The 22,822-nt window shown below is 49.6% G+C and carries 27 protein-coding genes; 19 read left to right on the plus strand and 8 right to left on the minus strand.

Features of this window, described 5'->3' with window-relative positions; translation table 11 throughout:
• Nucleotides 1-220 precede the first annotated feature (220 nt).
• From XPG1_RS04480 to XPG1_RS04505, 6 genes are all read right to left on the minus strand, one after another.
• Nucleotides 221-2,284, minus strand: a complete 2,064-nt coding sequence (locus tag XPG1_RS04480) for a DNA polymerase (RefSeq protein ID WP_045958010.1) — start codon at nt 2,282-2,284, stop codon at nt 221-223.
• Complete coding sequence (locus XPG1_RS04485; protein WP_045958011.1) at nt 2,277-2,906, minus strand: Nmad5 family putative nucleotide modification protein; 630 nt, start codon at nt 2,904-2,906, stop codon at nt 2,277-2,279. The genes XPG1_RS04480 and XPG1_RS04485 overlap by 8 nt, the downstream gene beginning before the upstream one ends.
• A gap of 50 nt (nt 2,907-2,956) precedes the next feature.
• Entirely contained in the window at nt 2,957-3,514 is a 558-nt protein-coding gene (locus XPG1_RS04490) for a DUF2815 family protein (RefSeq protein ID WP_045958012.1), read from the minus strand.
• A gap of 22 nt (nt 3,515-3,536) precedes the next feature.
• Nucleotides 3,537-4,817, minus strand: a complete 1,281-nt coding sequence (locus XPG1_RS04495) for a DUF2800 domain-containing protein (protein WP_045958013.1) — start codon at nt 4,815-4,817, stop codon at nt 3,537-3,539.
• A 2-nt stretch (nt 4,818-4,819) separates the two neighbouring features.
• Nucleotides 4,820-5,623 (minus strand): hypothetical protein, encoded by an 804-nt coding sequence (locus XPG1_RS04500; protein ID WP_052708247.1) that lies wholly within the window; start codon nt 5,621-5,623, stop codon nt 4,820-4,822.
• Nucleotides 5,624-6,423: 800 nt separating this feature from the next.
• A complete protein-coding gene (locus XPG1_RS04505; protein ID WP_045958014.1) occupies nt 6,424-7,089 on the minus strand; it encodes a S24 family peptidase in 666 nt (221 codons plus the stop codon).
• A gap of 136 nt (nt 7,090-7,225) precedes the next feature.
• Between XPG1_RS04505 and XPG1_RS04510 the strand changes: the two genes are divergently transcribed.
• The 7 genes from XPG1_RS04510 (at nt 7,226) to XPG1_RS04540 (ending at nt 12,504) form a co-directional block, all read left to right on the plus strand.
• Nucleotides 7,226-7,423, plus strand: a complete 198-nt coding sequence (locus tag XPG1_RS04510) for a helix-turn-helix transcriptional regulator (RefSeq protein ID WP_231853049.1) — start codon at nt 7,226-7,228, stop codon at nt 7,421-7,423.
• Nucleotides 7,424-7,437: 14 nt separating this feature from the next.
• Nucleotides 7,438-9,609 (plus strand): VapE domain-containing protein, encoded by a 2,172-nt coding sequence (locus tag XPG1_RS04515; RefSeq protein WP_045958016.1) that lies wholly within the window; start codon nt 7,438-7,440, stop codon nt 9,607-9,609.
• 358 nt (nt 9,610-9,967) lie between these two features.
• Nucleotides 9,968-10,363: an antiterminator Q family protein gene (locus XPG1_RS04520; RefSeq protein WP_045958017.1), complete on the plus strand. Its 396-nt coding sequence runs from the start codon at nt 9,968-9,970 to the stop codon at nt 10,361-10,363.
• A gap of 650 nt (nt 10,364-11,013) precedes the next feature.
• Nucleotides 11,014-11,199 carry a phage holin family protein gene (locus XPG1_RS04525; RefSeq protein ID WP_045958018.1) on the plus strand — a complete coding sequence of 62 codons (186 nt, stop codon included), beginning with the start codon at nt 11,014-11,016 and terminating at the stop codon, nt 11,197-11,199.
• Nucleotides 11,180-11,719: a lysozyme gene (locus XPG1_RS04530; protein WP_045958019.1), complete on the plus strand. Its 540-nt coding sequence runs from the start codon at nt 11,180-11,182 to the stop codon at nt 11,717-11,719. The genes XPG1_RS04525 and XPG1_RS04530 overlap by 20 nt, the downstream gene beginning before the upstream one ends.
• Nucleotides 11,720-11,818: 99 nt before the next feature.
• Complete coding sequence (locus XPG1_RS17955) at nt 11,819-12,283, plus strand: lysis protein (RefSeq protein ID WP_052708248.1); 465 nt, start codon at nt 11,819-11,821, stop codon at nt 12,281-12,283.
• Nucleotides 12,280-12,504 (plus strand): hypothetical protein, encoded by a 225-nt coding sequence (locus XPG1_RS04540; RefSeq protein WP_045958021.1) that lies wholly within the window; start codon nt 12,280-12,282, stop codon nt 12,502-12,504. Before XPG1_RS17955 ends, XPG1_RS04540 begins: the two co-directional genes overlap by 4 nt.
• A gap of 97 nt (nt 12,505-12,601) precedes the next feature.
• On the opposite strand, the gene XPG1_RS04545 is transcribed toward XPG1_RS04540, so the two are convergent.
• Both XPG1_RS04545 and XPG1_RS04550 read right to left on the minus strand, forming a co-directional pair.
• A complete protein-coding gene (locus XPG1_RS04545; RefSeq protein WP_045958022.1) occupies nt 12,602-13,018 on the minus strand; it encodes a type II toxin-antitoxin system HicB family antitoxin in 417 nt (138 codons plus the stop codon).
• 61 nt (nt 13,019-13,079) lie between these two features.
• A complete protein-coding gene (locus tag XPG1_RS04550) occupies nt 13,080-13,256 on the minus strand; it encodes a type II toxin-antitoxin system HicA family toxin (protein WP_045958023.1) in 177 nt (58 codons plus the stop codon).
• A gap of 107 nt (nt 13,257-13,363) precedes the next feature.
• Here XPG1_RS04550 and XPG1_RS04555 point away from each other — a divergent pair, with 107 nt between their 5' ends.
• From XPG1_RS04555 to XPG1_RS04610, 12 genes are all read left to right on the plus strand, one after another.
• Entirely contained in the window at nt 13,364-13,936 is a 573-nt protein-coding gene (locus XPG1_RS04555; protein WP_045958024.1) for a terminase small subunit, read from the plus strand.
• 4 nt (nt 13,937-13,940) lie between these two features.
• Nucleotides 13,941-15,560, plus strand: a complete 1,620-nt coding sequence (locus XPG1_RS04560; protein ID WP_045958025.1) for a bacteriophage TerL protein — start codon at nt 13,941-13,943, stop codon at nt 15,558-15,560.
• On the plus strand, nt 15,560-17,248 hold the full coding sequence (locus XPG1_RS04565; RefSeq protein ID WP_045958026.1) for a DUF1073 domain-containing protein: 1,689 nt from the start codon (nt 15,560-15,562) through the stop codon (nt 17,246-17,248). The genes XPG1_RS04560 and XPG1_RS04565 overlap by 1 nt, the downstream gene beginning before the upstream one ends.
• Nucleotides 17,136-17,858: a phage head morphogenesis protein gene (locus tag XPG1_RS04570; protein WP_173425860.1), complete on the plus strand. Its 723-nt coding sequence runs from the start codon at nt 17,136-17,138 to the stop codon at nt 17,856-17,858. The genes XPG1_RS04565 and XPG1_RS04570 overlap by 113 nt, the downstream gene beginning before the upstream one ends.
• Before the next feature lie 141 nt (nt 17,859-17,999).
• Nucleotides 18,000-19,220, plus strand: coding sequence for a DUF2213 domain-containing protein (locus tag XPG1_RS04575; RefSeq protein ID WP_045960447.1), 1,221 nt, complete (start codon nt 18,000-18,002; stop codon nt 19,218-19,220).
• Nucleotides 19,221-19,224: 4 nt separating this feature from the next.
• Entirely contained in the window at nt 19,225-19,719 is a 495-nt protein-coding gene (locus XPG1_RS04580; RefSeq protein ID WP_045958027.1) for a structural cement protein Gp24, read from the plus strand.
• A gap of 14 nt (nt 19,720-19,733) precedes the next feature.
• The gene (locus XPG1_RS04585) at nt 19,734-20,672 is read left to right on the plus strand and encodes a DUF2184 domain-containing protein (RefSeq protein WP_045958028.1); all 939 of its coding nucleotides are present in this window, start codon (nt 19,734-19,736) and stop codon (nt 20,670-20,672) included.
• Nucleotides 20,673-21,026, plus strand: a complete 354-nt coding sequence (locus XPG1_RS04590) for an STY1053 family phage-associated protein (RefSeq protein WP_045958029.1) — start codon at nt 20,673-20,675, stop codon at nt 21,024-21,026. It begins immediately after the preceding gene.
• On the plus strand, nt 21,007-21,417 hold the full coding sequence (locus XPG1_RS04595; RefSeq protein ID WP_045958030.1) for a DUF4054 domain-containing protein: 411 nt from the start codon (nt 21,007-21,009) through the stop codon (nt 21,415-21,417). The genes XPG1_RS04590 and XPG1_RS04595 overlap by 20 nt, the downstream gene beginning before the upstream one ends.
• On the plus strand, nt 21,414-21,902 hold the full coding sequence (locus tag XPG1_RS04600; protein ID WP_045958031.1) for a hypothetical protein: 489 nt from the start codon (nt 21,414-21,416) through the stop codon (nt 21,900-21,902). The genes XPG1_RS04595 and XPG1_RS04600 overlap by 4 nt, the downstream gene beginning before the upstream one ends.
• Complete coding sequence (locus XPG1_RS04605; RefSeq protein ID WP_045958032.1) at nt 21,902-22,282, plus strand: hypothetical protein; 381 nt, start codon at nt 21,902-21,904, stop codon at nt 22,280-22,282. Before XPG1_RS04600 ends, XPG1_RS04605 begins: the two co-directional genes overlap by 1 nt.
• Nucleotides 22,279-22,818 carry a phage neck terminator protein gene (locus tag XPG1_RS04610; protein ID WP_045958033.1) on the plus strand — a complete coding sequence of 180 codons (540 nt, stop codon included), beginning with the start codon at nt 22,279-22,281 and terminating at the stop codon, nt 22,816-22,818. Before XPG1_RS04605 ends, XPG1_RS04610 begins: the two co-directional genes overlap by 4 nt.
• The last annotated feature ends 4 nt before the right edge of the window (nt 22,819-22,822 follow it).

The following is a 22,822-nucleotide window of genomic DNA, read 5'->3' on the forward strand; positions in this document are numbered from 1 at the left end:
TGTGAAATATGGTCAGGGTGATAGACTTTTTTACGGTACATAACAGAAAAGTCGTCACCCTGTTTTTCTGACATTAATAAAATCCCAGTTACTGTACGACTTTGGTATGAACGTCCATCACGGGTAGTAGTAGTTATGGTAAAACAACATCTTTCACCAACATTAACTACTTTCGGGTAACCGTAATAGCCATTGCATTCTTTACAACGTTTCATAATTATCAATCCTTCTTATATCTATACGCTTCAAACCCGCTAGCGTTCAACGGCAAATCTAGCGCCCATTTGGGGTTGGTGGCGAGTAGCGTGCTGAGATGTTCAGGGGAGTATTCCGCTGTGTCTGGCGCTTCGCTGATAATTTCATCATGCACCGTCAGCACAATATCGTAGCCTGCGTTTTCAATCAGTGGCATGTTCCCTGCCAGTACATCACGGGCGGCGGCTTGAGTGACATTTTCTACCAATTTCCCGCCGTAGGTTTTGAGCCGTTGCCATTTACGGCTGTAGGGGTTGGTGCCCATGTAACTGATCTGCCCGTCATCCAGACGGGGTGAGGGGTAGCAGACTGCACGCCCGGACGGTAAAACCACACGGAGCCACGCCCCATCACGGCGGACTCGCAGCTTACGGCAGGGGATAGTGACGTTGGGTGAACTAATAGCCCGTTTTACCATCTCTTCCAGCTCATACCAGAACGGCACGGTTGCCGTATGGGCATTGCGCCACATGCGCTTAAGCGAATCGCAGGTAATAAAAACCCGTTCGCTCAGTCCGTGGGTTTGTTTCTGTTCAACTGCTTTTTTGTACCAGCTCATGGCGTCCCGCTGGACGGAGGCGGGTATGTTGGGTAACGCCGCTGCGGCGAGTGCGTCCAGATCCATATTGTAGGTCAACGCGAACGTCAAAAAAGCAGAAACACCGCCGCCATAACCCAACCCGAGTTCCATGACCTTACCGATCTGACGCTGATCTTTTGTCACCTCGTCAGGCTGGATGTTGAACGCACGGGCATAGGCCAGTTTGTAGAGGTCTGCACCGATACCCTTATCGAATTCACTGAATGCGGTGATTTTCCAGTGTTCCCCTGCCAGCCATGCCAGCATGCGCCCTTCGATGTTGGACAGGTCAGACACCACCAATTTTTTACCCGCCGGCGCGATGATAACGCCACGGACTGCCGAGCTGGTTAACTCCATGATATTATCGAATAACAGATCCGCACAGTCCGTTTTCAGCGCCTCGATACCCGTATCAATCGTGGCCTGATTTAGAGTAGCCCTGGGGAGATTTTGCGGTTGGAATAGGCGTCCTGCCCAACGCCCGGTACGTGACGCCCCGCAAAACTGGAGCGTACCGCGCAGGCGTCCATCTGCGCTAATGCCGTTCATCAGCGCCCGGTACTTGCTGGTACTGGTAGTACTGGCCTGTAGGCGGATGGTCAGCAATTCCCGCAATGCAACGGGAATATCAGGATCGGCAATCCGGCGTTCCAAGGTGCTTTTTTGCATATCAGGCAGTTCAACACCGAATGCGGCGGTAATATGCCGTAGCATGGCGTCACGCTGGGTGGCCGCCTGTACATCACCGTCGGTCAGTTTCTGCGTGCGCTTTGCCAGCCGTTTTTGTTCCTGTTCCACGGCATCGATGGCGGCCGTTGCAAGCTCAATATCCATGCAAACACCGCGATCATTGATTTGTTGGTCACGGTGCCAGAGCGCTAACTCATTGCCCTGGTAATTCCATTTGGGCAGGCGTTTATGTACCTCGCGCATGGCCTCAATATCCAACCCGGCGTACGCGACAAATCTCTGCCACTCTTCGGGATGGGTTTTACTGGTAGCACGGCGAATGGCGACGTTTTTAGGTCTGGGTTTACAGAATAACTGGATCAACGACTTGCCCTCCTTGTCTTTCGCTTTGTCCGCCGGAATGCCCAATACCTCACACAATGCACCCAGTGCCCCCGGTAAACCGTGAGCTAATGCCCGCACCATCGTGTCACGCCAGCGGCCAATATCTGCGTGCAGTGTCGGCATGTAATGGCGCAGAACGGTACGGTCAAAGTGGCTGTTATGAGCGAATAGAATAACGCGTGGATCATGTAGCATTTGATGCAATTCGGCGGGCATGGGTGTTCCGCTGGTCACATCCCATACCTGAACAGGGTTATTGTTAACCGCCCATGCAAATAACATAATTTCGGCATGTTCGGCGTAGGCGTGAGTGCCGTTTTTAATCGGCGTCTCACAGTAGGTTTCGAGGTCGATCCATAGTATTTTATTCATTGCCCGCGTCCGTTGGCAGCCCAATTAATGTATTAAGTGCTTCACGGCGAACGGCGGGAACTGGTGCGGCTTTCGCCGCGCTTTTAGGCAATAATTCGGCAGCCTCCGGCCATTCTTCCAATAACCGTTTTACGGAGCGAACTTTTAATAACGCGGCTTCTACATTATGTGTAATAGTTTCGCGTTGAATTTCTAATTCTTTGTACCGTTTTTCGAGGGCATAGAATTCATTCACCAGCGGATTATCGGCTAATAATGTGGTTCCCTTTGGTGTTATTTTGAATATGCAATCCCGATTATCGAAACGTGCACGTGCGCCGTTAAAATAGGCAACAACACGACTGCCCGCTAAGTTAATTGCTATATAATATGTGTCACGAACAGGCATATCATTTTCACGCAATGCTTCGGGAATTTTAGCCGCCAACGTTTTTATTTCGGATAAAACATTTTGGATGCCCTGTTCCATGTTTTCGCCACCGATGGCTTCAATTCGTATTTTCTCAGCCCAATTCGCGCGGTCTTTATATAATTGTTCGTCTTTCTCGAAAATACCCGCTTTAATCAGTGCGTTTTTAACAATTTCGCTTTTTATATCTTTGGTTAATATTTTCTGTGTCATGGTTTTTTATCCTGATAAATACCCCGCACGAAGCGGGGCATAAAATATATTTAATTAAAAACGTCGGCTTCTGCGTCAGCACCTTCGCTGATATCGTCAAAATCATCGACTGAGGCGACGCCACCACCTGCGAACGCGTCACCGTCTCGGACGAACTGAACCCCTGAGAGCGACGCCGAAATCCCTTTACCGTTATTTTCATACGCAAAAATACTGATAGTGGCATTAACATAGCAGCCGGAATACGGTTTACCGTCCTGAGCCGTAAGTGGCGAACGGTCGCGATCAATAACCAGTGGCCGCGATTTGTTACTGGCGGAAATATACATATTACCCGCGTAACCGTCGTAATCCGGTTTATCATCGCCATCACGGAAATTAAATCGCATGTTGTTTCCGCGAATGCTTTTAATAATTCCCTCGGCCTTAGCCCCCCATTTTTCCGTAGCCACTTTGAGGATGGCGGATTCAATTTCGGCATTTAAATCTTTGCGCTCTTTTGGAATTAGGAACGTGGAACGGAATTTAAAATCGCCTTGCCCATTAACCTGAGTTGCTTCAAATAAATCAGGGAATGCCAGACGCACTTGTTTTAAACTAATTTTCATTTTGTTATCTCTTTAGAGGTTATTACGAGAACATATCGTCAGATATGTCGTCAAAATCGTTGATAGGATTAATGTCCAGTGCTGGACGCGGATCGGATTCCGGGACAACGGTAGGTTTACCGTCAGGCCGGGTAATCAGGGACTCTAACTTAGCCCATTTTTTCGGGTACTCTTTTTTGAGCACTTTTTCCGCTTGGGTAGGGCTGATTACTTTCTTGATGTAGATTTGGTCTTGCTTGAGCTTGAGCGTTTTCAACATCACTTCGGCGTCTGTCTCAACACTCCATGATCGGTTACCCTGTTTACCCTCGACTAATTTAAATCCGGGGATAGGGTGCCCGGCATTGAGTTCATCACTGACACGGCCCCGCACCGCCTTGCACCAGCTTTCGATAAAATCAACTTGCTCGTATTTGGCTGCGAGGGTTTGGTTGTCATATTTAGGGATTTGTTCCTTCGCTATCTGAGGCTCTAACGGTTGTGTCAGGTCGTCAAAATCCTCCACAATAGTGCTCCAGATGTGAGCGGCCAGTGCGGGGCAATCCGCCTTGGCTTTACAAAACCGGCACTGTTTTTCGCCCGGTGTGAACGTGTCTTGTGGTAATGTGTCCACCCCTTCACACCGTGCAATCCCAAATATCGTAATGACCGATGCCGCCGCGTCTTTGGCTCGTTCCCCGAACTGGCGCAATTCATCTACACCCAGCACCCATTCTGATACGTGATTTAATCGGGGCTGGTGAATGAACAGCCGTACCGTTTCAAACTCGTACAACATATCAAACTGGTCGAGAGCGCCTAGCGCGTACAACATCAGTTGCTCGTTTTTCTCGGCATCGACCCGCACGCCGCGACCGTATTTCAGGTCATGAATTTGCAGTTCACCGCCGTTAATGATGATGGCATCAGCAGTGCCAAACGAGTTTTCGACGCCAATCACCTCGGAAAAATCAACGCGCTGTTCGATCAATAGCTCGTTACCCTGAGCCAGCCCCCACACCGTCTCTACATATTGCCCCACCGCCTCAACCATTTCGTCATTGACCCGTGGTGTATTGGGTTTGAGTAGGATGTACTGGCCCAAATAATCGGCGGTATTTTGACCCATCGTGTAGGGTTGACCGAGAAACGTAGGGTTCTGGCGATTGTTCAGCACAGTTTCAGCCAGGGCATGGGCTGCGGTGCCCTCAATCGCGAACGGCGATTCAGTGTTAGGCTGACCCATTTCCATTGCGAGGCTACCGTGGCAACGTAACCAGCGATGCGCCGATGAGGGCGAGAGTTTTGCATGTACCTCCGGCATGACTATTCCTCCAGCGCAGCTTCGGCCTGTGCCAGAACCTCCGGCAGTTTTTCCTGTGGGATGTCGCCCAGTTTTTTAACCCCAAATTTAGCGACGATGTCCACAGCCTCGCGGCGGTAACCGTTTTTCGCCAACCGTAGCAGTGCCTGTTGTGCCTGATTGAATATCGCCCCATAATCAAGCTCTGGCTCTGGCTCTGGCTCTGGCTCTGGTTCAGAGGCCCGTGTACCCTGATTGAGTAAATCCAATGCGAATTCACGACGCTCCGTGATACCGGGGATATTATCCCAGTTTTCCAACATTTCCAGGCACAAATCCAAGGATTGCGCTTTGGTCAGCGCTTTGAGTTCGAGCACGCCTTGTAGTGCGCAATCTAGTGCATCCGCTTGGCCGTTACGTTCTGATTCGCCAACACCTTCGATAACAGCACGAGCCTGAGCCAGTTTATCGGCGGTAAGGTTATAGGCATCATTCTTGAACAAAACAGCAAGGGCGACGACGGTTTCCAAGTCCAGTGTTTCAATATCAACAGGTGTTTTATCTACTGCTGCTTTTTTCTTCGCAGGTTTTGCCGTTTTGTTGGGCTGTTCAACGTGTTCTACAGCAAGTTGAATATAGGGTTCATCCTTAAGAGTATTTTCTTTCTCTGGGGCGGCGGACTGGGTGACTACGTTATTTGCCAACGCCGAAAGAAGTTGCTGGATTAAAGAATTGTTCTGGGTATACAGTGCGTTTTGTTGCTCCAGAAGGGTCTTTTGTTGCGCTAACAGCTCATTATTTTTATTCAAAGAAGTTTCTAAGCTCATTTTCCTGGCCTTTTATTTATTATACGTACAGTGTAATCGGGAATCGGGTGGTGGGGTTGCGCTTAAGTTCGTCGCATTTTCGTAGCCAGCGCAGGCGACGAACCGCGTTGCTTATCGGGTATCTATCTACAGGAATTACTTTCGGTTTCACGGTATTAACTCCTTTTATGCATATAAAAAACCCCCGCGTTAGCGAGGCTGTTAATTAACTCACCATAGGCCACTCATTGAATGACCTACAGTCAATCAACCACACTCTCGCAGTGGTCGCGCTCATGCCTTTGAGACCGTAGTCAGGGGTATCTCCGCGAATCCCTCACCTCTAACCGGTAGTTGATTGGCGGTCAACTTGGAGCACCGGCACGCCTTCTTCCTCATTAACCCTCACCAGCGCGTGTTGCAGTTCGTACCTGCATCTGGCTACCCGCAACTTTGGGTATTCGGGGCTGCGTCACTACCGCAGCATTAACGTACACGTTCGCGGTCTATCCGCGTTGTTAAACCATGATTCATTCCTCCTATTGTCAATAAATACACCTAACACTGTCCGCCGCTTGCCTGAGATGCCATATACCCCGTGAGGTCCGGAGATGTCAGGGAACTGAGTTGCGCAGATCTCTCTGCTCAGCATTAGATGTGATTCCAAATTGTTAAAGAGCAACTGTGATACGAAACTGTATTTTTAATTCGTTATCGTATTTATATACCGTGTTGTATAAGAGGTCAATACGAAAACACATAATTTTTCCAAAAATAAAGGCCACAAATATGTGGCCTTGTTTAACTATTTGATTTTACAGCTAAGAATGCCATAACGAGCTTTTAGCTATTCCGGCTACGTATTGCATTCGAACTATTTTGGCATGGTGAAGGCGTACGGGGGCGTGGTCTTCGTTGATAGACAATAGGTGGTAATAGTTTTCACGTTCAAACAAAAATGTTTTAACCATCACCTCATCCGTATCGGTGACAACCAATACCTCATCCCCCGGCGAGTACGAATGGTTCGGCTCTATAATCACAAATTCACCCTCTTTTACTCTGGGGATCATAGCGTTGCCTATACATTTTAGTGCGTAGGCGTCTTGGTCATGCGTCGGCCATCTAATGTATCCATCCGTACTATCAACATCATTCCAGTAACTGGTGTCACCCAGTTGAGCGTTCCCTCTCACTGGAATGTCATTGAAATGGTACGTATGTAGCTCCCCCTGTTCATCCATAGCTATTTTAGAGGGGGCGGATTGGAGATCACACTCGACCAGATCAATTGGGGATACCCTAAAAAAATCAGCGATAGTTTTTAGGGTGGCGTATTTCGGGTCTTTCACTTCCCCTGTCAACATTCTATGAAGTGTTGGTTGATGCATTTTCAATCGTTTAGATAGCTCTGTTACGCTGGCTATCCCGTGGGTATCCATCAAATACCTGATATTTTTAGTTAAAACTCCAAAGTCTGACATCATTTTCTAGACCCTCGTTTGCGCGATTTTTAATCAATTATGCAGTTACGCATATATTAGAGTTTTTTTCGATACATTCCAGTATTGATATATAATTCGTTTACGTATAGTTTAGGCTCGTCCAATAAATAGGAGCGCGATGATGTACGAATTTCACCCACAAGAATTGATTAAAAAAATTATAGATGCCGGATTTACTCAAGCCCAGCTAGCCTCACACACCGGGGTTAGCCAGCCGTCGTTAAGCCGAATTTTGACAGGTGTCAGTCCTAACCCCCGTTTATCTACCGCTAGAGCTATCGAGCGTTTTTATACTGAATTTGTAGCCAAAAAATAACAGGACACACCCATATGTCAGAACAAAAACAATGGGGAGCGACACAAGACGAGTGGTTCCATCTCGATCTGATTCGGGGCCTTACAGATAGAATGCTACCTGTTGTATGTAACCCCGGTGCGACAGTCTCCCCTGATTCATCACTGAAAAGCATTGGTAAGACACCTAGCCGTTACAATCGTTCAAGACATGTAGTCGGCATCCCTAAATGGACGGAAAAGATCGCGACCGATTCCGAAATTACTACGTGGGCTAACGAGCCGGATTACGGAATTTGTATGCTCACAGGTCGGGGACAGTTAGGGCTGGATTGCGATAGCGATGATGAAAATGTACAGGTCCAAATCCAGGCACTGTTGATCAATGTGTTCGGCGAACTACCCCCGCGCCGTTACCGCGATAACTCCAACAAATGCCTGTACCTGCTGGCCGTTGAGGGCGACTACCGTAAACGCATCCATCGTCTGGAGGGTGAGCTAGGTATCATTGAGCTGCTGGCCGATGGTCAGCAATTTGTCGCGGCAGGCACCCATCCCAGTGGCGCACGTATCCAATGGGATGGCGGTTTGCCTGGTGAGCCTCTTGCAGTCACGCCTGATCAATTAGAAATGCTGTGGTCTGCCCTGACTGAACACCTGCCCGTTGTCGGTTCCACTGAGGCGAATACCTCTGGCGCCGCGTTGCGTGACCGTAGCCTGTCTACCCCCAACGCGACTGACGAAACCGCCGATTATCTGGACGCGAACGGGCATACGTTGGCATTGGGTAAAAACGGGGAGCGTTATATCACATGCCCGTTTGCAGATGGACACAGCATTGATAGTGGCCCCACCAGTACGGCGTATTTTCCGGCAGGTACGGGCGGATTCGAACAGGGCCATTTCAAATGCCAGCACGGTTCGTGCGCACATCGTAACGACGGCGATTTTCGTATCGCTATCGGGTTCGGCAAAGATGATTTTGAGGATTTAACCTCTACTGAGGTGTCCGAACCTGCGCCATTACCTGCGTTCAAACGCGATAAATGGGGTCAAATTGAGGCAACGATAGAAAACACGTTCAAAGCGGTGATGCGGCCTGATTTTGTTGGTATAGAAATTCGTTTTGATCAGTTCCGTGATGAGATCATGTTTACGCCAACGGGTACGGTTCAGTGGCAGGCATTCAATGACGCTGAATACTCGCGCCTGCGCATCACATTGGAAAATCGCGGGTTTAAACCGGTCGGGCGTGAATTGGTTCGCGATGTGGTGATGCTGGTGGCGGATGAACAACCGTTCGACTCTGCTATCGAGTGGCTCAACAGTTTGGAATGGGATGGCGTGCCGCGTATTGAGCGTTTTTATCATACCCATTTTGGTACTGAGGATACCCCGTATACCCGTGCTGTATCTATGTATACATGGACGGCGCTAGCGGGGCGTGTTCTCGATCCTGGTTGCAAAGCCGATATTGTGCCTATTCTAGTCGGAGAGCAAGGCTGCGGTAAATCGTCCGGTGTGGCCGCACTCTCGCCTGACCCCGCGTTTCATACCGAAGTCAGCTTTGCCGAAAAAGATGACGATTTGGCGCGCAAGATGCGCGGGCGTCTGGTTGCGGAAATCAGCGAATTACGCGGGCTGAACACCAAAGAGCAAGAAAGTATCAAGGCTCTTGTCACCCGTACCCATGAGAACTGGGTGCCTAAGTACCGTGAATTCGCGGTTCAGTTCCCCCGACGGTTATTGTTCTTCGGTACGACCAATAAAAACGAGTTCTTAGGGGATGAAACCGGCGAACGGCGGTGGGCACCTGTTGAAGTAACTAAAATCAAGCTTCAAGCGATTAAAGATGACCTCTTGCTTCTATGGGCAGAAGCGGCGGTCGTGTACAAGCAACGCGGTATCGAGTTCAGAGAAGTTGAAAAGTTGGCTGTGGCTGTGCACGGGCAGTACCAAATCAAAGACGCATGGCTGGAAATAGTAGAAAACTGGTTGGAAGAACCTGATTTGATGATAGGTGAAAAACCTCGTTCGCGCTCGTTTCTGCGAGCCAGCGACGTGTTGCGCGAGGCATTGAATTTTGAGCCATCACGGATCACCAAGCGCGAGGAGATTCGGATCAGTAACGTTTTGCGAAACTGCGGCTTTAAACGTGTTCAGCGACGTATTGAAGGAAAAGTCAGTAAAGTTTGGGAACTGGCGTAACCAATGTAACCAATGTAACCAGCATAGCCCTATAAGTTTAAAAGCTATCTGTAACCACCTGTAACCACCTGTAACCAGTAGGTGGTTACGCTTTAAGCCAAGAGATAGCAAGGCTTGAAGCCAATGTAACCAATGTAACCACCTAGCTATAACTACCCCATTATATATATAAGGGGCCTAGAGGAAAGGTTAAGAAACAGAGGTTACACATGGATACAGATGGTTACACCTATAAGGATCAATACCTTAGCGTGGTGCACTTCGCGATTTGCTTTTCGCGAGCACCACACGGACACGTAGGCGCGACGGCTTCCGGTGAAAAATTTTCAGGATACACGAAACTACAGGGCAAAATTCTATGCGAGATATTCAAAAGGTTTTAGTACGGTGGGGCGGTTGGTCAACCAGCGAATCGACTCGTGTCGGCTGGTCGCCTGTCGCTGCGGGTTTTAGCGGTCTGGTCTCTGCCAGTGGCGACAACCGGCCGACATGCAGTGACGAAGATGGGTTGATCGTCGATCTCTGCGTAGCACGGTTACAGGCAACGGGGAGAAGCGAAGAACTGGAATACATCAAGCAACATTACCAGCTAGGGCGCTCCAAGCGGGAGATTGCACGCCGGTTCGAGACGAATGAAAAAGAGGTTAGGCACCGGATACAACACGGGGAGAGTTTTATTGCCGGCTGTCTAGATATGCTTGGTATTCAATTAGATATGGATTTATCGGTCAAAAATCAGCCAGTCAGATGCTAAACGTTAGTGCGGGCCGCAAAAAGTGTGCTATTGTGCTAAAAATGGTTTTTTATATCCAGTGAAAAGGCGCTCGAAGTTGAGCGCCTTTCTTTTTGCCCAAAAATTGAAAATTGGGGAAAACAGAGCCTAGACACCGAGATTTGACTGAACCCCAATAGTGGTGATTTGTTAGCAAAATGTTATATCAAAAAAACCGACCATTATGGGCGAGAAGACTGGCGTTTTTGAGGCGTAGGCGCCGTTTTTTGCCTGAGTTGAAAATCGAGGGTTCACCTAATGACCATTATGTTAAATACGACCGTTTTTTAACAAATGATCTATGCCATTGGAGGATCGCCCACAAACTTTAAAATCTCACTGACACGGGGGTGTATTGAGACGCAAACCGGGGTGGGCGATCCGCCAATGGCGTGATACAGGATGCCGGACGCCTACATGATAACGTTCCGGGGGGTGATGCGGGAATTACCTGTTCCAGCCGACCACAGCACCCACATAGGCAGGACCTCAATTGAACCTCTGAAATTATGCGGGCTAGTCCTGCTACAGGTAACGCACAGCGTATCTACACCGTATCTACACCGCCCTCGATTCTGAGGGCTTTTTCATATCAACACACCTAATGGTCACTCCGTCAGTGGGGTGGAAATATGCGTATGGACAAATACTCAAGCCCCACTGCCTACGGATGGGGCGCATTCACAGCTATGCTTGGTGCCCTGTCATTGAACGATTGGGCGATTGTCGTCGGCATTATCTGCACGGTAGGCACATTCGCCGTGAACTGGTACTACAAACACCGGGAGTTTAAACGCAATGGCAAAACGTCAGACTAAATTAACGGCGGCTGTCATTGGGTTAGTGCTCTCAGGTGCGAGTGCCACGGCTATTCTCGCTCAGTTTCTGGATGAGAAAGAGGGGCAGCGGCTATCAGCCTATCAGGATGCGGGGGGAGTCTGGACTATTTGCCGTGGCGTGACTCGAATAGATGGCGTTCCCGTTAGGCGGGGAATGACACTGACAGCCGCACAATGCAGCGACCTCAACGCCAGAGAGGCCGAACGCGCCATTGCATGGGTAAAACGCAATATACAGGTGCCGCTGACAGAGGCGCAAATCGCAGGCATTGCCAGTTTTTGCCCGTACAACATTGGCCCCGGTAAATGTTTTTCCTCCACGTTCTATAAAAAATTGAACGCCGGAGATAAACGCGGGGCATGTGCTGAGATTCAACGCTGGATATTTGACGGTGGCCGTGACTGCCGACAGACCCGAGGGCAGGCTAATGGCTGTTATGGTCAGGTGGAACGACGTGCTCAGGAGGCAGAGTTAACGTGTTGGGGGTTGGATGACTAAATATTCACTGGCGGCCATGATGTTTTTGTGTGCATTCATTCTGGCAATCGGTAGCCGAGATGGTTGGGGTTGGTTTTTGTTTATCGGGGCATTGTTGCTATGAAATTCACATTACCCCATTACATGGCCATTATTCTGATTATTGTTACAGTCGCCTCTGTATTTGAGACATATTATCACGGTGTTAAACGCGCTGAGCTGCAAGAGGTTAATGAGCGCCAGAAAACCGAAATCCAGCAATTAACCGACCGTATCACCTACCAGAACACGCACATCACAATGTTGCATGAACTGGACACCAAACACACGCAGGAACTCGCCCATGCCAAATCTGAAATTAACAATTTGCGGGCTGATGTTGCCGCTGGCCGTCGCAAGCTGCGCATCAAAGCTAACTGCCCCGTGTCTGAACCCCCTGCCTCCAGCAGCGTGGTCGATGCAACCACCGTCGAACTCTCTGGAGCAACTGGATCAACTGTTCTCGATATCCGAGAAAACATCATCAACGACCTCGCAAAATTAAAATATTTGCAGGATTACATAAAAACGGAGTGTTCTCTATGAGTATGACATTAGGACAAAAATTGGTAGGTATTAGTTTTAACCCAGGCGGTAATATTCTGGTTGATGCGGTAAAACAAAAATCCGCTGAACTAATTGATTTGGTACATGACAGTATGGATAGTGCAACGACTGACGAATCGTTGATGATTCACAACGAGGCGCTACGACGCATTATGGACGCCCAGATGTGGGCGGTAAAATCGATCACGTGGAAAGACTAACATAATAATAAACAGAACCCCAGAGCAAATGATACTGGGGTTGCAGGAGTGTGTTAATACTGAATGCCAGTAGCCCCTAAGTTCTAGGGGCTAAATATTAGATAACTGAAAGTGATAGCTTTTTACCTATAGCGGCAACTGCCCGGCTAATCGTATCAATTTTAGTTGCATGGCGCGGTGCGAGTATTCTTTGGATTTCAGGGGGGCGGATACCGGTTAAACGTGATAACTCAGCCTTATTAATGTTAGCTTTTAGCAACTCATTATTAAGTAAGATTTTAGCGTACACGCTATCAGGTAAGTATACCCACTGCTCATCCTCTTGAATCTCAGAATTAGGCAGAGGAAAGTTTTTATCCATATCAAAGTATATTTCGACACAGGAAAGTAAAACATCCTCGGCCATTTCCATTGCTTCAGGCATATCTGTACCACAAGTGATGGCTTCAGGGATATCCCTAAATGTGACTGTATATCCGTTATCTTCTTTAACAAATTCCGCAGGATAGTACATATTGGCCTCTCTAACTTATTTATTGATGCAGTGACAGCCCCCTATTGTCGGGGGCTGGAATTTACTTCAAACCTAACTGTTTCTTTATTCCCTCAACCAAGCCCGTTGTTAACTCCTGACTGGGATGTCTGGGAAGATGGCTTATTTTGCCTTTGTAGTAGAGTTTCAAATGTTTTTTACCATTTTCAGTTTCTACCCCGTGGGCTTTTAGCCACTTTAAAAACTCGCTTTGTTTCACTGCATCTCCATTTCGTTAACATGAGATAATTATATGCAAAAATGCTAATAGCAGCAAGTGTAAATTTGCATTTTTGCATATATTTTTATTTTCGCGGAGTCAATAACATGACCACAAAACAGAAAATGACCACAAAACAAAAAATGTTTTGCCGAGAATATCTGGTCGATCTGAATGCAACGCAGGCGGCGATCAGGGCAGGGTACAGCCCGAACCGCGCGAGTGAGATTGGTTACCAGTTAATGCAGAAATCCTATGTTGTCGCACTGATTGATGAGCTGAAAGTGGCGCGTAACACGCAATTGGGGATTGATGCGAACTATGTGCTGATGCGCCTCGTTGAAATTGACCAGATGGATGTTGCGGATATTTTGAATAACGATCTGAGTATTAAACCGTTATCCGACTGGCCGGAATCGTGGCGCAGATATTTGAGCGGATTCAATTTGGCTGAGATGTTCGAGGGACGGGGAGATGAGCGGGATATGGTTGGCATTCTCAAAAAGATCAAATGGCCGGATAAGGTCAAGAATCTGGAGTTGCTGGGTAAGCATGTCTCTGTTCAGGCGTTCCGCGAGAACGTTAAAAACGAACTCACGGGAGCTAATGATGGCCCGATTGAGGTAGCCAGCTTAACGCCAGAACAGGCGGCAGATGCCTACAAGAAAATGATGGGGTGATCGAATGCCTGTTCCGTTTCCGTTTGATTTTCGTAACCCCGATTACAACGAGGTCTTTGAATGGCGAATGGAACGGTTACAACGTATTCGCCAAAATCCATCGTTGTTACCCACGATGCGGGCATTTTATCGGGATAGTCCGGGGCAATTTATTATCGACTGGGGAATGACCGTAGACCCGCGTAATGTGGAACGTGGTTTACCCGCCCGCATTCCCTTTATCCTGTTTCCCCGTCAGGAGGAATGGATTGAATGGTTTATGGAATGCTGGCGCACTCAGGAGCCGGGCATTACTGAAAAAACACGAGACATGGGCATTAGCTGGCTGACCATTGCGACGGCCAGCTCAATTTGTCTGTTTAATCGGGGTGTTGCGGCTGGATTCGGCTCCCGTAAAGAAGAATACGTCGATAAGCTAGGCTCGCCGAAGTCGCTGTTTGTTAAGGCGCGGAGTTTTATCAGCTTGTTGCCCGCTGAATTTCGCGGCACGTGGGACGTGCGCAAACATGCGCCTCATATGCGCATTTTGTTTCCTGATACTGACTCAGTGATGACCGGCGAGGCGGGCGACGGTATCGGGCGAGGCGACCGTGCGTCTTTTTATTTCGTGGATGAATCGGCGTTTCTTGAACGCCCTGAGCTGGTGGATGCGTCGCTGTCAGCCACAACCAACTGTCGGCAGGATGTTTCGACGCCGAACGGTATGGCGAATTCATTCGCCCAACGGCGGCACGGTGGGCGTATTTCAGTTTTTACGTTTCATTGGCGTGACGACCCGCGTAAAGATGATGCGTGGTACGCCAAACAGGTAGAGAAACTTGATCCGGTCACGCTAGCGCAAGAAGTTGATATCAACTATCAAGCGTCAGTTGAGGGGATTTTGATCCCGTCTGAATGGGTACAGGCCGCAGTTGATGCACATATCGAATTAGGCATTCAACCTACAGGCATTCGCATGGGCTCAATGGACGTGGCCGACGAGGGCAAGGACAAAAACGCCTTTTCATGGCGGCATGGCTTCCTGCTGGACGGTATTGAGGAATGGTCGGGTAAAGGCTCAGATATCTACGGATCGGTTGAAAAGGTCTTCGGATGGTGTAGTACACACAACTTAGGTTCGTTCAGGTTCGATAGTGACGGTCTGGGGGCGGGCGTACGGGGTGATGCCCGTATTATCAACGATCAACGCACGACTCTTCGGTTGAATACCATCACCGCGACGCCATTTCGCGGCAGTGGCGCAGTGTTTGACCCGGAAGGGGAAGCGGTGCCGGGCGATGCGTTCAGCGCGGCGCGATTGAACAAGGACTTTTTCGCCAACGCTAAAGCCCAAGCGTGGTGGTCACTGCGTACCCGATTCCAGAAAACGTACCGTGCAGTCAAAGAGGGTCATTCCTATGATCCGGACGAGTTGATATCAATATCCGGCGAGATGCCATTAAAAGACAAACTCATCATTGAGCTATCCCAGCCCACCTATTCGGTGAATGGCGTCGGGAAAATTATTGTGGATAAAAAGCCGTCCGGCACGAAATCGCCCAACCTAGCGGACTCAGTAATGATTCTGTACGCCCCGATGGACATCTCGCTGGAAATTTGGGAATTATTAGGACGAGGTAGTTAATGGCGAAAAATCGCAAAATACCCACGGCCGACAGTTACGAGAACATGATGGCCCGTGTTGGGATGAACACACCTAACCAACACTCAGCGTCTACCTATCGCCCGAACTGGACGAGCCGCAACCGAATGCTGGTTGAATATGCCTACCGTTCGTCATGGATAGTTGGCGCTGCGGTGGATTCGGTGGCCGACGATATGACGCGCAAGGGGTTTAGCATCACGTCTGAGATAGACCCCAAGGCACGCGGCGTACTGGAATCGTTGTTTGACGAGCTGGAACTATGGGAAAACCTGAACAACATTATCAAATGGTCACGGCTCTACGGCGGGGCAGTAGGGTTAATTCTGATTGAGGGGCAGGCACCATTTACCCCGCTACGACCTGAAACCATTGGTAAAGGCAAATTCAGGGGATTGCTCCCGCTCGACCGCTGGCAGGTGGAACCTGATTTAAACCGCCGTATCAAAGAGATTGGCAAGGATTTGGGTAAACCCGAATTCTACAACATCACCAACACCGGGCGAGGCATTCCCGCGTGGAAAATTCATCACAGCCGGTTGATTAGGTTCGACGGGGTTACGTTGCCATACCAACAGGCACAGACCGAAAATGAGTGGGGCATGTCAGTAGTTGAGCGCATTTATGATCGTCTCACGGCATTCGACAGTGCCACAACTGGCGCGGCGCAGTTGGTCTATAAGGCTCATCTGAGAACGTATGGTATCGACAAACTACGTGAAATCATTGCGATGGGCGGTGTTCGATTGGATGCGTTGCTCAAACATATGGATATGATCCGGCAGTTCCAGAGTAACGAGGGCATGACACTGACGGATAAAAACGATGTGTTTGAAACTCATCAATATTCATTCAGCGGTCTGGATAACGTACTGGCACAGTTTGCTGAACAGATATCGGGGGCGGTCGGTATTCCGTTGGTACGGCTGTTCGGGCAATCTCCGCAGGGTTTTTCGACGGGCGACGCTGATTTGGCTAACTATTACGACAATATCGGCACGCAACAAGAACGGAGGCTACGCCAACCTATCCGCAGGTTATTGGACGTGATGCACCGTTCTGAGTTTGAGCAACCATTACCAGACGATTTTACATTTGAGTTTAATCCGTTGTGGCAAATGTCTGACCTAGACCGCTCTACCATTGCCGTGAATACCGTCAACGCGCTAAACGGTGCGCTGGACAGCGGCATGATGAACCTCAAGGCCGCAATGACCGATCTGCGCGAAACGGCAGACGTTACTGGCATTGGTGGCTCAATAACAGATGAGGATATCAACAATGCGGATGACGGTTCGCCGCCACTCAGTGAATTAGGCGCTTACAGCCGAATACAGCCGAATACAGCCGAATTTGCAGAATCAAACACTAACCTTAATGGTGCACAAATCTCCAGCATGGTTGAAATTGTCTCTTCCGTTGCAGCAGGTGAGTTACCCAGAGACACCGGAATACAAATGCTGGTCACGTCCTATCACATGGACAGCACAGAGGCTGAGAGAATAATGGGGAGTGTAGGTGATGGCTTCACGGCGAAATCGACAGAAGGCGGCAGTGGTGACGACCCGCAAACAGTCCCGACAGGCGGAAAACCGATATCAAACCAGTCTACGAAAGATAGCGCAGGCGGTCGGAAACATCGTCAAGGAGTCTTACGATGGTTCAAATGATTCCGTCACTGAGATATTAGCCGCACTAGACAGCTACAGCGAGTTGATCACGCCGTGGGCGCAGCGGGTCGCCCATAATTTCGCGCTGGATATCAACCGGCAGGATGAAAAAATCTGGCGTCAACATAGTCAACAGATTAGCCGGGAGCTGCGTCACTTGGTAGACAAGGCTCCCATCGGGCAGGTGATGCGCTCCATTGTTGAAGAACAAATCCAATACATCAAATCACTGCCCATTGAAGCGGCGGATCGGGTGTATGACATTCATAACCGGGCAATAGAAGCGGTGGTTACGGGCGGCAGGGCAGAGCCATTCGCGAAAGAAATTGCGGCTTCGGGTGAAGTAGCCGTGTCCAGAGCCAAACTGATCGCCCGTACCGAGGCAGGACGGGCACAGACAGCACTGACGCAGGCGCGGGCACAATCCGTCGGTTCAACAGGGTATATCTGGCGTACCGCAGACGATGGCGATGTACGGCATTCGCATCAAAAAATGGAAGGGCAATTTGTCGAGTGGGACAAACCGCCGGCACTGGATGGCCTGATAGGACACGCCGGCACTCTGCCTAACTGTCGTTGTTACTGCGAAGTCGTCATACCGGAGGATTAATATGAGCGATTTTGAATTTTATAGCTGGATAACTCCTGTACTTGGAGGCTTCTGGTTCATGCTACACGGCACATGGATCGATTTTCTGTACGGGCTCTCGTGTTGGGGTATTTCTGCGGCTTGGATGTGGTGGAGGATACGTTGAAATATTTCTTTACTACGCGACTGGGTAACACCCGTTACCAACTGGCCGACGGTTCCCTATTGTGTAAAGACGTACCCATAGCCAGAACGGGTACACAGCTTTATGCCGATTTTGAACTGCCAACCCTCGAGCCGGATACCGACGGTGAAATTGTAGTTGAACGCTCCCCCGACGAGGTTTTTAGCGAAGCTACCTTAGCATCTTTTGAGGGAATGACTGTCACGATAAAACATCCCGAAGATACGGACGGCAACATCATTTTTGTTGACCCGGATAACTGGCGGGATTTGGCTCACGGGCATGTTCAAAACGTTCGGCGCGGAGAGGGGAAACAATCCGATCTGATGTTAGCCGACCTGATCATCAAAGACACGGACGCGATAGCAGCAATAGATGAGGGCTTTGATGAGGTGTCGTGCGGTTACGATGCGGAATATCGGCAAACTGCCAAAGGTAAAGCCGAACAATACCAAATTACAGGTAATCATGTGGCGCTGGTTCAAGATGCTCGCGCCGGTTCACGTTGTTCAATTGGAGATAGCATGTCTACTAAAACTCAAACATGGTTCAAACGTCTGAGACAGGCGATTAAAACCAAAGACTCGGCGGCGATGGAAGCGGCGCTGAACAATGCGCCTGAGTCCATCACTGGTGACGAGGGCACGGGCGAGGTGCCTAAAGCCATCAACATTAATATCAGCCCCCAACAACCGCTTCCTAAAGAAGACCCGGAGATGAAAACTGGCGATGAGCAAATCCCTGAATGGGCTAAGGCGTTGATCGCCCGACTGGACGCTCTGGAAGGTAAATCAGGAACAGGCGATAACGGCGACGAAACTGACCCCAAAGAGCCGGAGCAGACTGGGGATGATGGTGACGAAAAAGACGAGAAGGAAGAACAGGTAACGGGCGACGCAGCCTATAAAGCCGAGCTAATCATACCCGGCATTAAACTGGACGCAGCCAAACCAACCGCGTTTAAACGTCAGGTGTTGGTCAGTGCAGATCAGGCAATGGTACGCACCATTGTAGGCGATGCAGAAATCAAAAAACTGCCTAAGCATATTGTTGATATGGCATTTAATGCGGTGGCTGAGCTGGCGAAAAATCGCAATACCCAAGTGACGGGCGATTCAGCTCGTAACAAATCCTCAGGTAACAGCATTGCCGACCTGAACAAACAGAACGCCGAATTTTGGGCAAACAGGAGTAAATAACATTATGACCGTTTATTTAAAACGTATGCCGGTGGGCATTGCGGGGACTATCTCACGCCTACAGGATATGACCGTTGAGCCGGTAGTACTGAAATCGGCGAACCTGTTCCCCGCGTATGGATTGGTGGGTAAATACGACGATGGCGGCTATTTCGTGCCATTGGTAGAGGGCGATACGGTAGACCAGATCCAGGGGATTTATGTCCGCCCATATCCCACAACTAGTATGCCGGACAAGGCGTATATTATCGGCACCGACAACAATTACACAGGCGATAATCTGAAACGCGGGTACATGACCGTGAAATTGGATGGCAATGCGTCCAGCATCAAAAAAGGCACGCCAGTCTATGTGCGGGTAGGTAAACCCACCAAAAACAGTCCGTTAGGCAGTTTCTTGAATGTGGCGGTAGAGGGTGAAACGGTGGTACTGCCCAATGCTCAGTTCACTGGCGCGGGTGACGCCGACGGCAATGCTGAAATTTCTTACAAAATTTAACGGGAATAGAATAGATGCTTACATTTGATCAACGCACCATTGATAGCAGCGGTACGTTTCTGGTGGGTGAACTGGAGAGATTAGACCAGACCATCAATTTACCGTTGGTGCAATATACGCATAGTCGCGATATCCAATACCGCGAGGACGTGACTATAGCAGACGAAATGGCGACATGGACAAACACGCAATTTGCGGCTGCGGGTTCTGCCAACCCGAACGGTAAAAACTGGATCAGTGGGAACGCTACGGCATTGGCAGGTGTCAGCGTGAACATTGAACGTGAGGGACATCCGTTAACGCTGTGGGGCATGGAACTGGGCTGGACGGTTATAGAGCTGAATGCTGCGCAACAGGTCGGACGTCCTATCGATTCCCAAAAACACGACGGCATGATGCTGAAATGGAACATGGACATCGACGAACAGGTGTACATGGGCGACGAGGGGTTAGGGCTACAGGGGCTGTTGAACCAAAAACGCGCGGGGCTAGGTAACGCGCGTAAACCGTGGGCGCAGTCCACACCCGACGAAATCCGGGATAGCATTAACCAGATATTGAGTGATGCGTGGGCACGCTCCGGCTATACGATGGTGCCGACCGATTTGTTGATTCCGCCTGAGCAATTCGCGCTACTCTCCTCCATTATTGTATCTTCGGCGGGTAACCAATCATTGTTAACGTACCTGAAAAACAACACCATCGCGTATCACCAGAATGGTATTCCGTTGGATATTCGCGCGGTGAAATGGGCGAAGGGCGCTGGCGTGGCAGGTAAAGACCGCGCGATAGCGTACACCAATGATAAAAAATTCGTCCGGTTCCCGATGGTGCCGTTGCAGAGCATTCCGATCCAGTATCGCAGTCTGTACCAGATGGTGACGTACTACGGCAAATTGGGCGCGGTTGAACTGGTCTATCGTGAAACACTGAACTATATGGACGGTATCTAAATGAAAATCAGGGTACATACCGAATTTCGATTCACTCACGATAACGGCGAATCGGAAAATTTTACTGTCGGTGTTCATGATGTTTCATCGGCGATCGCTCAACATTGGTTCGTACAGGCTCATGCGGAAACCATCGACGCGGCAGACGAGCCTGTGCCAGCAGATTATGATGCTGAGCTGGTTGCGCTCCGTTCCGTAATCGACGATCTGACCAACCAGTTGACGGAGCGTGACAAACAGGTTGCTGTTTTAACTCAGCAATTGGAAGAGCGCGATACCCGAATTGCTGAATTGATGCTGGGCGATTCGCAATCCGCGCCTAACGGGGGTAAAAATGGGGGTAACAAAAAATAGGCAACTCCCCACTGTAGATCAGTTCCGCACCGATTTTCCTCAGTTCTCCAATATTCAAAAATTCCCCGATGCACAAATCAGGTTCCGGTTAAATCTGGCAGATAAACAGTTAGATGAAAACCGGCTGGGGGACATGTTTGTCTATCTGGCGGAGCTGATGGTTGCCCATTACATGGCACTGTGGGCGACGGACAGTCGGTCAATGGCGGGAGGGGGCACGGGGGGAGCCAATAGTGGTGTGGTGTCGTCAAAATCGGTGGATAAGGTGAGCGTCAGTTATGACACTGGCACAACCCTGAACCCGAACGCCGGGTTTTGGAACAACACCCGCTATGGCTCAGAGTTCTACGAACAGTTGTTGACATTCGGCGCGGGGGGTATCCAGCTATGAAAAGTGGCCTGAAAATCCGTGTTGACAAAGCCAATGACATTTTGGAGGCGCTGAAAACCATCGGCAATCGGGATGTGTTGGTGGGCGTTCCTGCTGAGAATAGCGACAGGGATGATGTACCGTTCGGTAATGCCGGCATTGGTTATATCAATGAATTTGGCTCACCTGCCCAAAACATCCCGTCTCGCCCGCACCTTCGACCCGGCATATGTTCGGTGGAAGACAAAACTACGGAGCAACTGAAAATTGCGGCGGAAGCGGTGCTGGAAGGTAAGCAGGATAAGGCCGAAAAAGCCCTGAACAAAGCCGGTCAGATTGCAGTTCGAGGCGTTCAGCGTTACATGACTACCCATGATTTTGAACCTCTGGCAGATCCCACTGTTGCCGCCCGTGCCAAACGAGGGCGTAAGGGTGTGAAACCGCTTATTGATACCGGTGATTATCGCCGATCAATCACTTATGTAGTTCGAAATAAGGGGGGCTAATGGACTTACTTGATGTGACTGACATTTTGTCTGACCCGGATTTCTGTGATACCTCACTGACCGTAAAACGCCGAGCTATACGGGTAGATGATGATGGATTCGCGACGACAGTCGATACCGTAACGCCGTTTTCTGGTGTAGTGACGGTTGACCGCTCCGTTGAGGCCCAACTTCGTATGTCTGGTCAGACGGTGACGGGCACAATTCTGGTCATTACTACGGAACGATTGATAGCCGGTGAAACCGGGCGGGCGGGTGACATTGTGGCCTACCAGAACCGTGAGTATCTGGTGAAATCGGTTGACCCGTACACCGCATACGGTGCGGGTTTTGTCCAGGCGCATTGTGAATTACGTCCCTTTGACGGGGGGCCGTCATGAATACCTCAGAACAGGCGGGCTGGTTAACACCCAATAGTGAACCGGTCTACGATGAGGCGTTAGAGCGGTTACTCAGTCAATGGCTGAGAGGCGTATCGGGATTACCTAACGGTATGGTGCGCCCACGCTGGACGCCTGTACAGGCAGCACAGCCGCCTGCGGATGCCGATTGGTGCGGTTTTGGCGTGGTGGAAATTCCAGCGGACGATAACCCGGCCTATGCCAACCAAACTGATCAGTCAGGCGAACTCTGGCGACACGAGGAGTTCGAGTGCTCCGCCTCGTTCTATGGGCCTCGCAGTCAATGGTACGCCTCACGATTTCGGGATGGTTTGGGACTCAGCCAGAACAATGCCGAACTTAATCAGTTGGGACTGTCAGTTGTCAAACACTCTCGGATCACATCTTTTCCTGAACTCATCAATAACCAATGGGTACGCCGCTATGACATCACAGTCACGTTGCGGCGAAAAGCGGTGCGCCACTACGGCATCAAATCACTGACGGACGTATCCATTAAATTTTTTGGAGATTAATCCC

Source organism: Xenorhabdus poinarii G6 (genome assembly GCF_000968175.1).
GTDB lineage: Bacteria > Pseudomonadota > Gammaproteobacteria > Enterobacterales > Enterobacteriaceae > Xenorhabdus > Xenorhabdus poinarii.

Bases quoted from the DNA above. Each gene is read 5' to 3' on its own strand.
- XPG1_RS04500 (WP_052708247.1), bottom strand. From the start codon at position 5,623: ATGAGCTTAGAAACTTCTTTGAATAAAAATAATGAGCTGTTAGCGCAA.
- XPG1_RS04555 (WP_045958024.1), top strand. From the start codon at position 13,364: ATGACCACAAAACAGAAAATGACCACAAAACAAAAAATGTTTTGCCGA.
- XPG1_RS04590 (WP_045958029.1), top strand. From the start codon at position 20,673: ATGAAAATCAGGGTACATACCGAATTTCGATTCACTCACGATAACGGC.
- XPG1_RS04490 (WP_045958012.1), bottom strand. From the start codon at position 3,514: ATGAAAATTAGTTTAAAACAAGTGCGTCTGGCATTCCCTGATTTATTT.
- XPG1_RS04495 (WP_045958013.1), bottom strand. From the start codon at position 4,817: ATGCCGGAGGTACATGCAAAACTCTCGCCCTCATCGGCGCATCGCTGG.
- XPG1_RS04595 (WP_045958030.1), top strand. From the start codon at position 21,007: ATGGGGGTAACAAAAAATAGGCAACTCCCCACTGTAGATCAGTTCCGC.
- XPG1_RS04565 (WP_045958026.1), top strand. From the start codon at position 15,560: ATGGCGAAAAATCGCAAAATACCCACGGCCGACAGTTACGAGAACATG.
- XPG1_RS04525 (WP_045958018.1), top strand. From the start codon at position 11,014: ATGCGTATGGACAAATACTCAAGCCCCACTGCCTACGGATGGGGCGCA.
- XPG1_RS04610 (WP_045958033.1), top strand. From the start codon at position 22,279: ATGAATACCTCAGAACAGGCGGGCTGGTTAACACCCAATAGTGAACCG.
- XPG1_RS04515 (WP_045958016.1), top strand. From the start codon at position 7,438: ATGTCAGAACAAAAACAATGGGGAGCGACACAAGACGAGTGGTTCCAT.
- XPG1_RS04510 (WP_231853049.1), top strand. From the start codon at position 7,226: ATGATGTACGAATTTCACCCACAAGAATTGATTAAAAAAATTATAGAT.
- XPG1_RS04585 (WP_045958028.1), top strand. From the start codon at position 19,734: ATGCTTACATTTGATCAACGCACCATTGATAGCAGCGGTACGTTTCTG.
- XPG1_RS04480 (WP_045958010.1), bottom strand. From the start codon at position 2,284: ATGAATAAAATACTATGGATCGACCTCGAAACCTACTGTGAGACGCCG.
- XPG1_RS04540 (WP_045958021.1), top strand. From the start codon at position 12,280: ATGAGTATGACATTAGGACAAAAATTGGTAGGTATTAGTTTTAACCCA.
- XPG1_RS04530 (WP_045958019.1), top strand. From the start codon at position 11,180: ATGGCAAAACGTCAGACTAAATTAACGGCGGCTGTCATTGGGTTAGTG.
- XPG1_RS04520 (WP_045958017.1), top strand. From the start codon at position 9,968: ATGCGAGATATTCAAAAGGTTTTAGTACGGTGGGGCGGTTGGTCAACC.
- XPG1_RS04605 (WP_045958032.1), top strand. From the start codon at position 21,902: ATGGACTTACTTGATGTGACTGACATTTTGTCTGACCCGGATTTCTGT.
- XPG1_RS04505 (WP_045958014.1), bottom strand. From the start codon at position 7,089: ATGATGTCAGACTTTGGAGTTTTAACTAAAAATATCAGGTATTTGATG.
- XPG1_RS17955 (WP_052708248.1), top strand. From the start codon at position 11,819: ATGAAATTCACATTACCCCATTACATGGCCATTATTCTGATTATTGTT.
- XPG1_RS04600 (WP_045958031.1), top strand. From the start codon at position 21,414: ATGAAAAGTGGCCTGAAAATCCGTGTTGACAAAGCCAATGACATTTTG.
- XPG1_RS04560 (WP_045958025.1), top strand. From the start codon at position 13,941: ATGCCTGTTCCGTTTCCGTTTGATTTTCGTAACCCCGATTACAACGAG.
- XPG1_RS04545 (WP_045958022.1), bottom strand. From the start codon at position 13,018: ATGTACTATCCTGCGGAATTTGTTAAAGAAGATAACGGATATACAGTC.
- XPG1_RS04580 (WP_045958027.1), top strand. From the start codon at position 19,225: ATGACCGTTTATTTAAAACGTATGCCGGTGGGCATTGCGGGGACTATC.
- XPG1_RS04485 (WP_045958011.1), bottom strand. From the start codon at position 2,906: ATGACACAGAAAATATTAACCAAAGATATAAAAAGCGAAATTGTTAAA.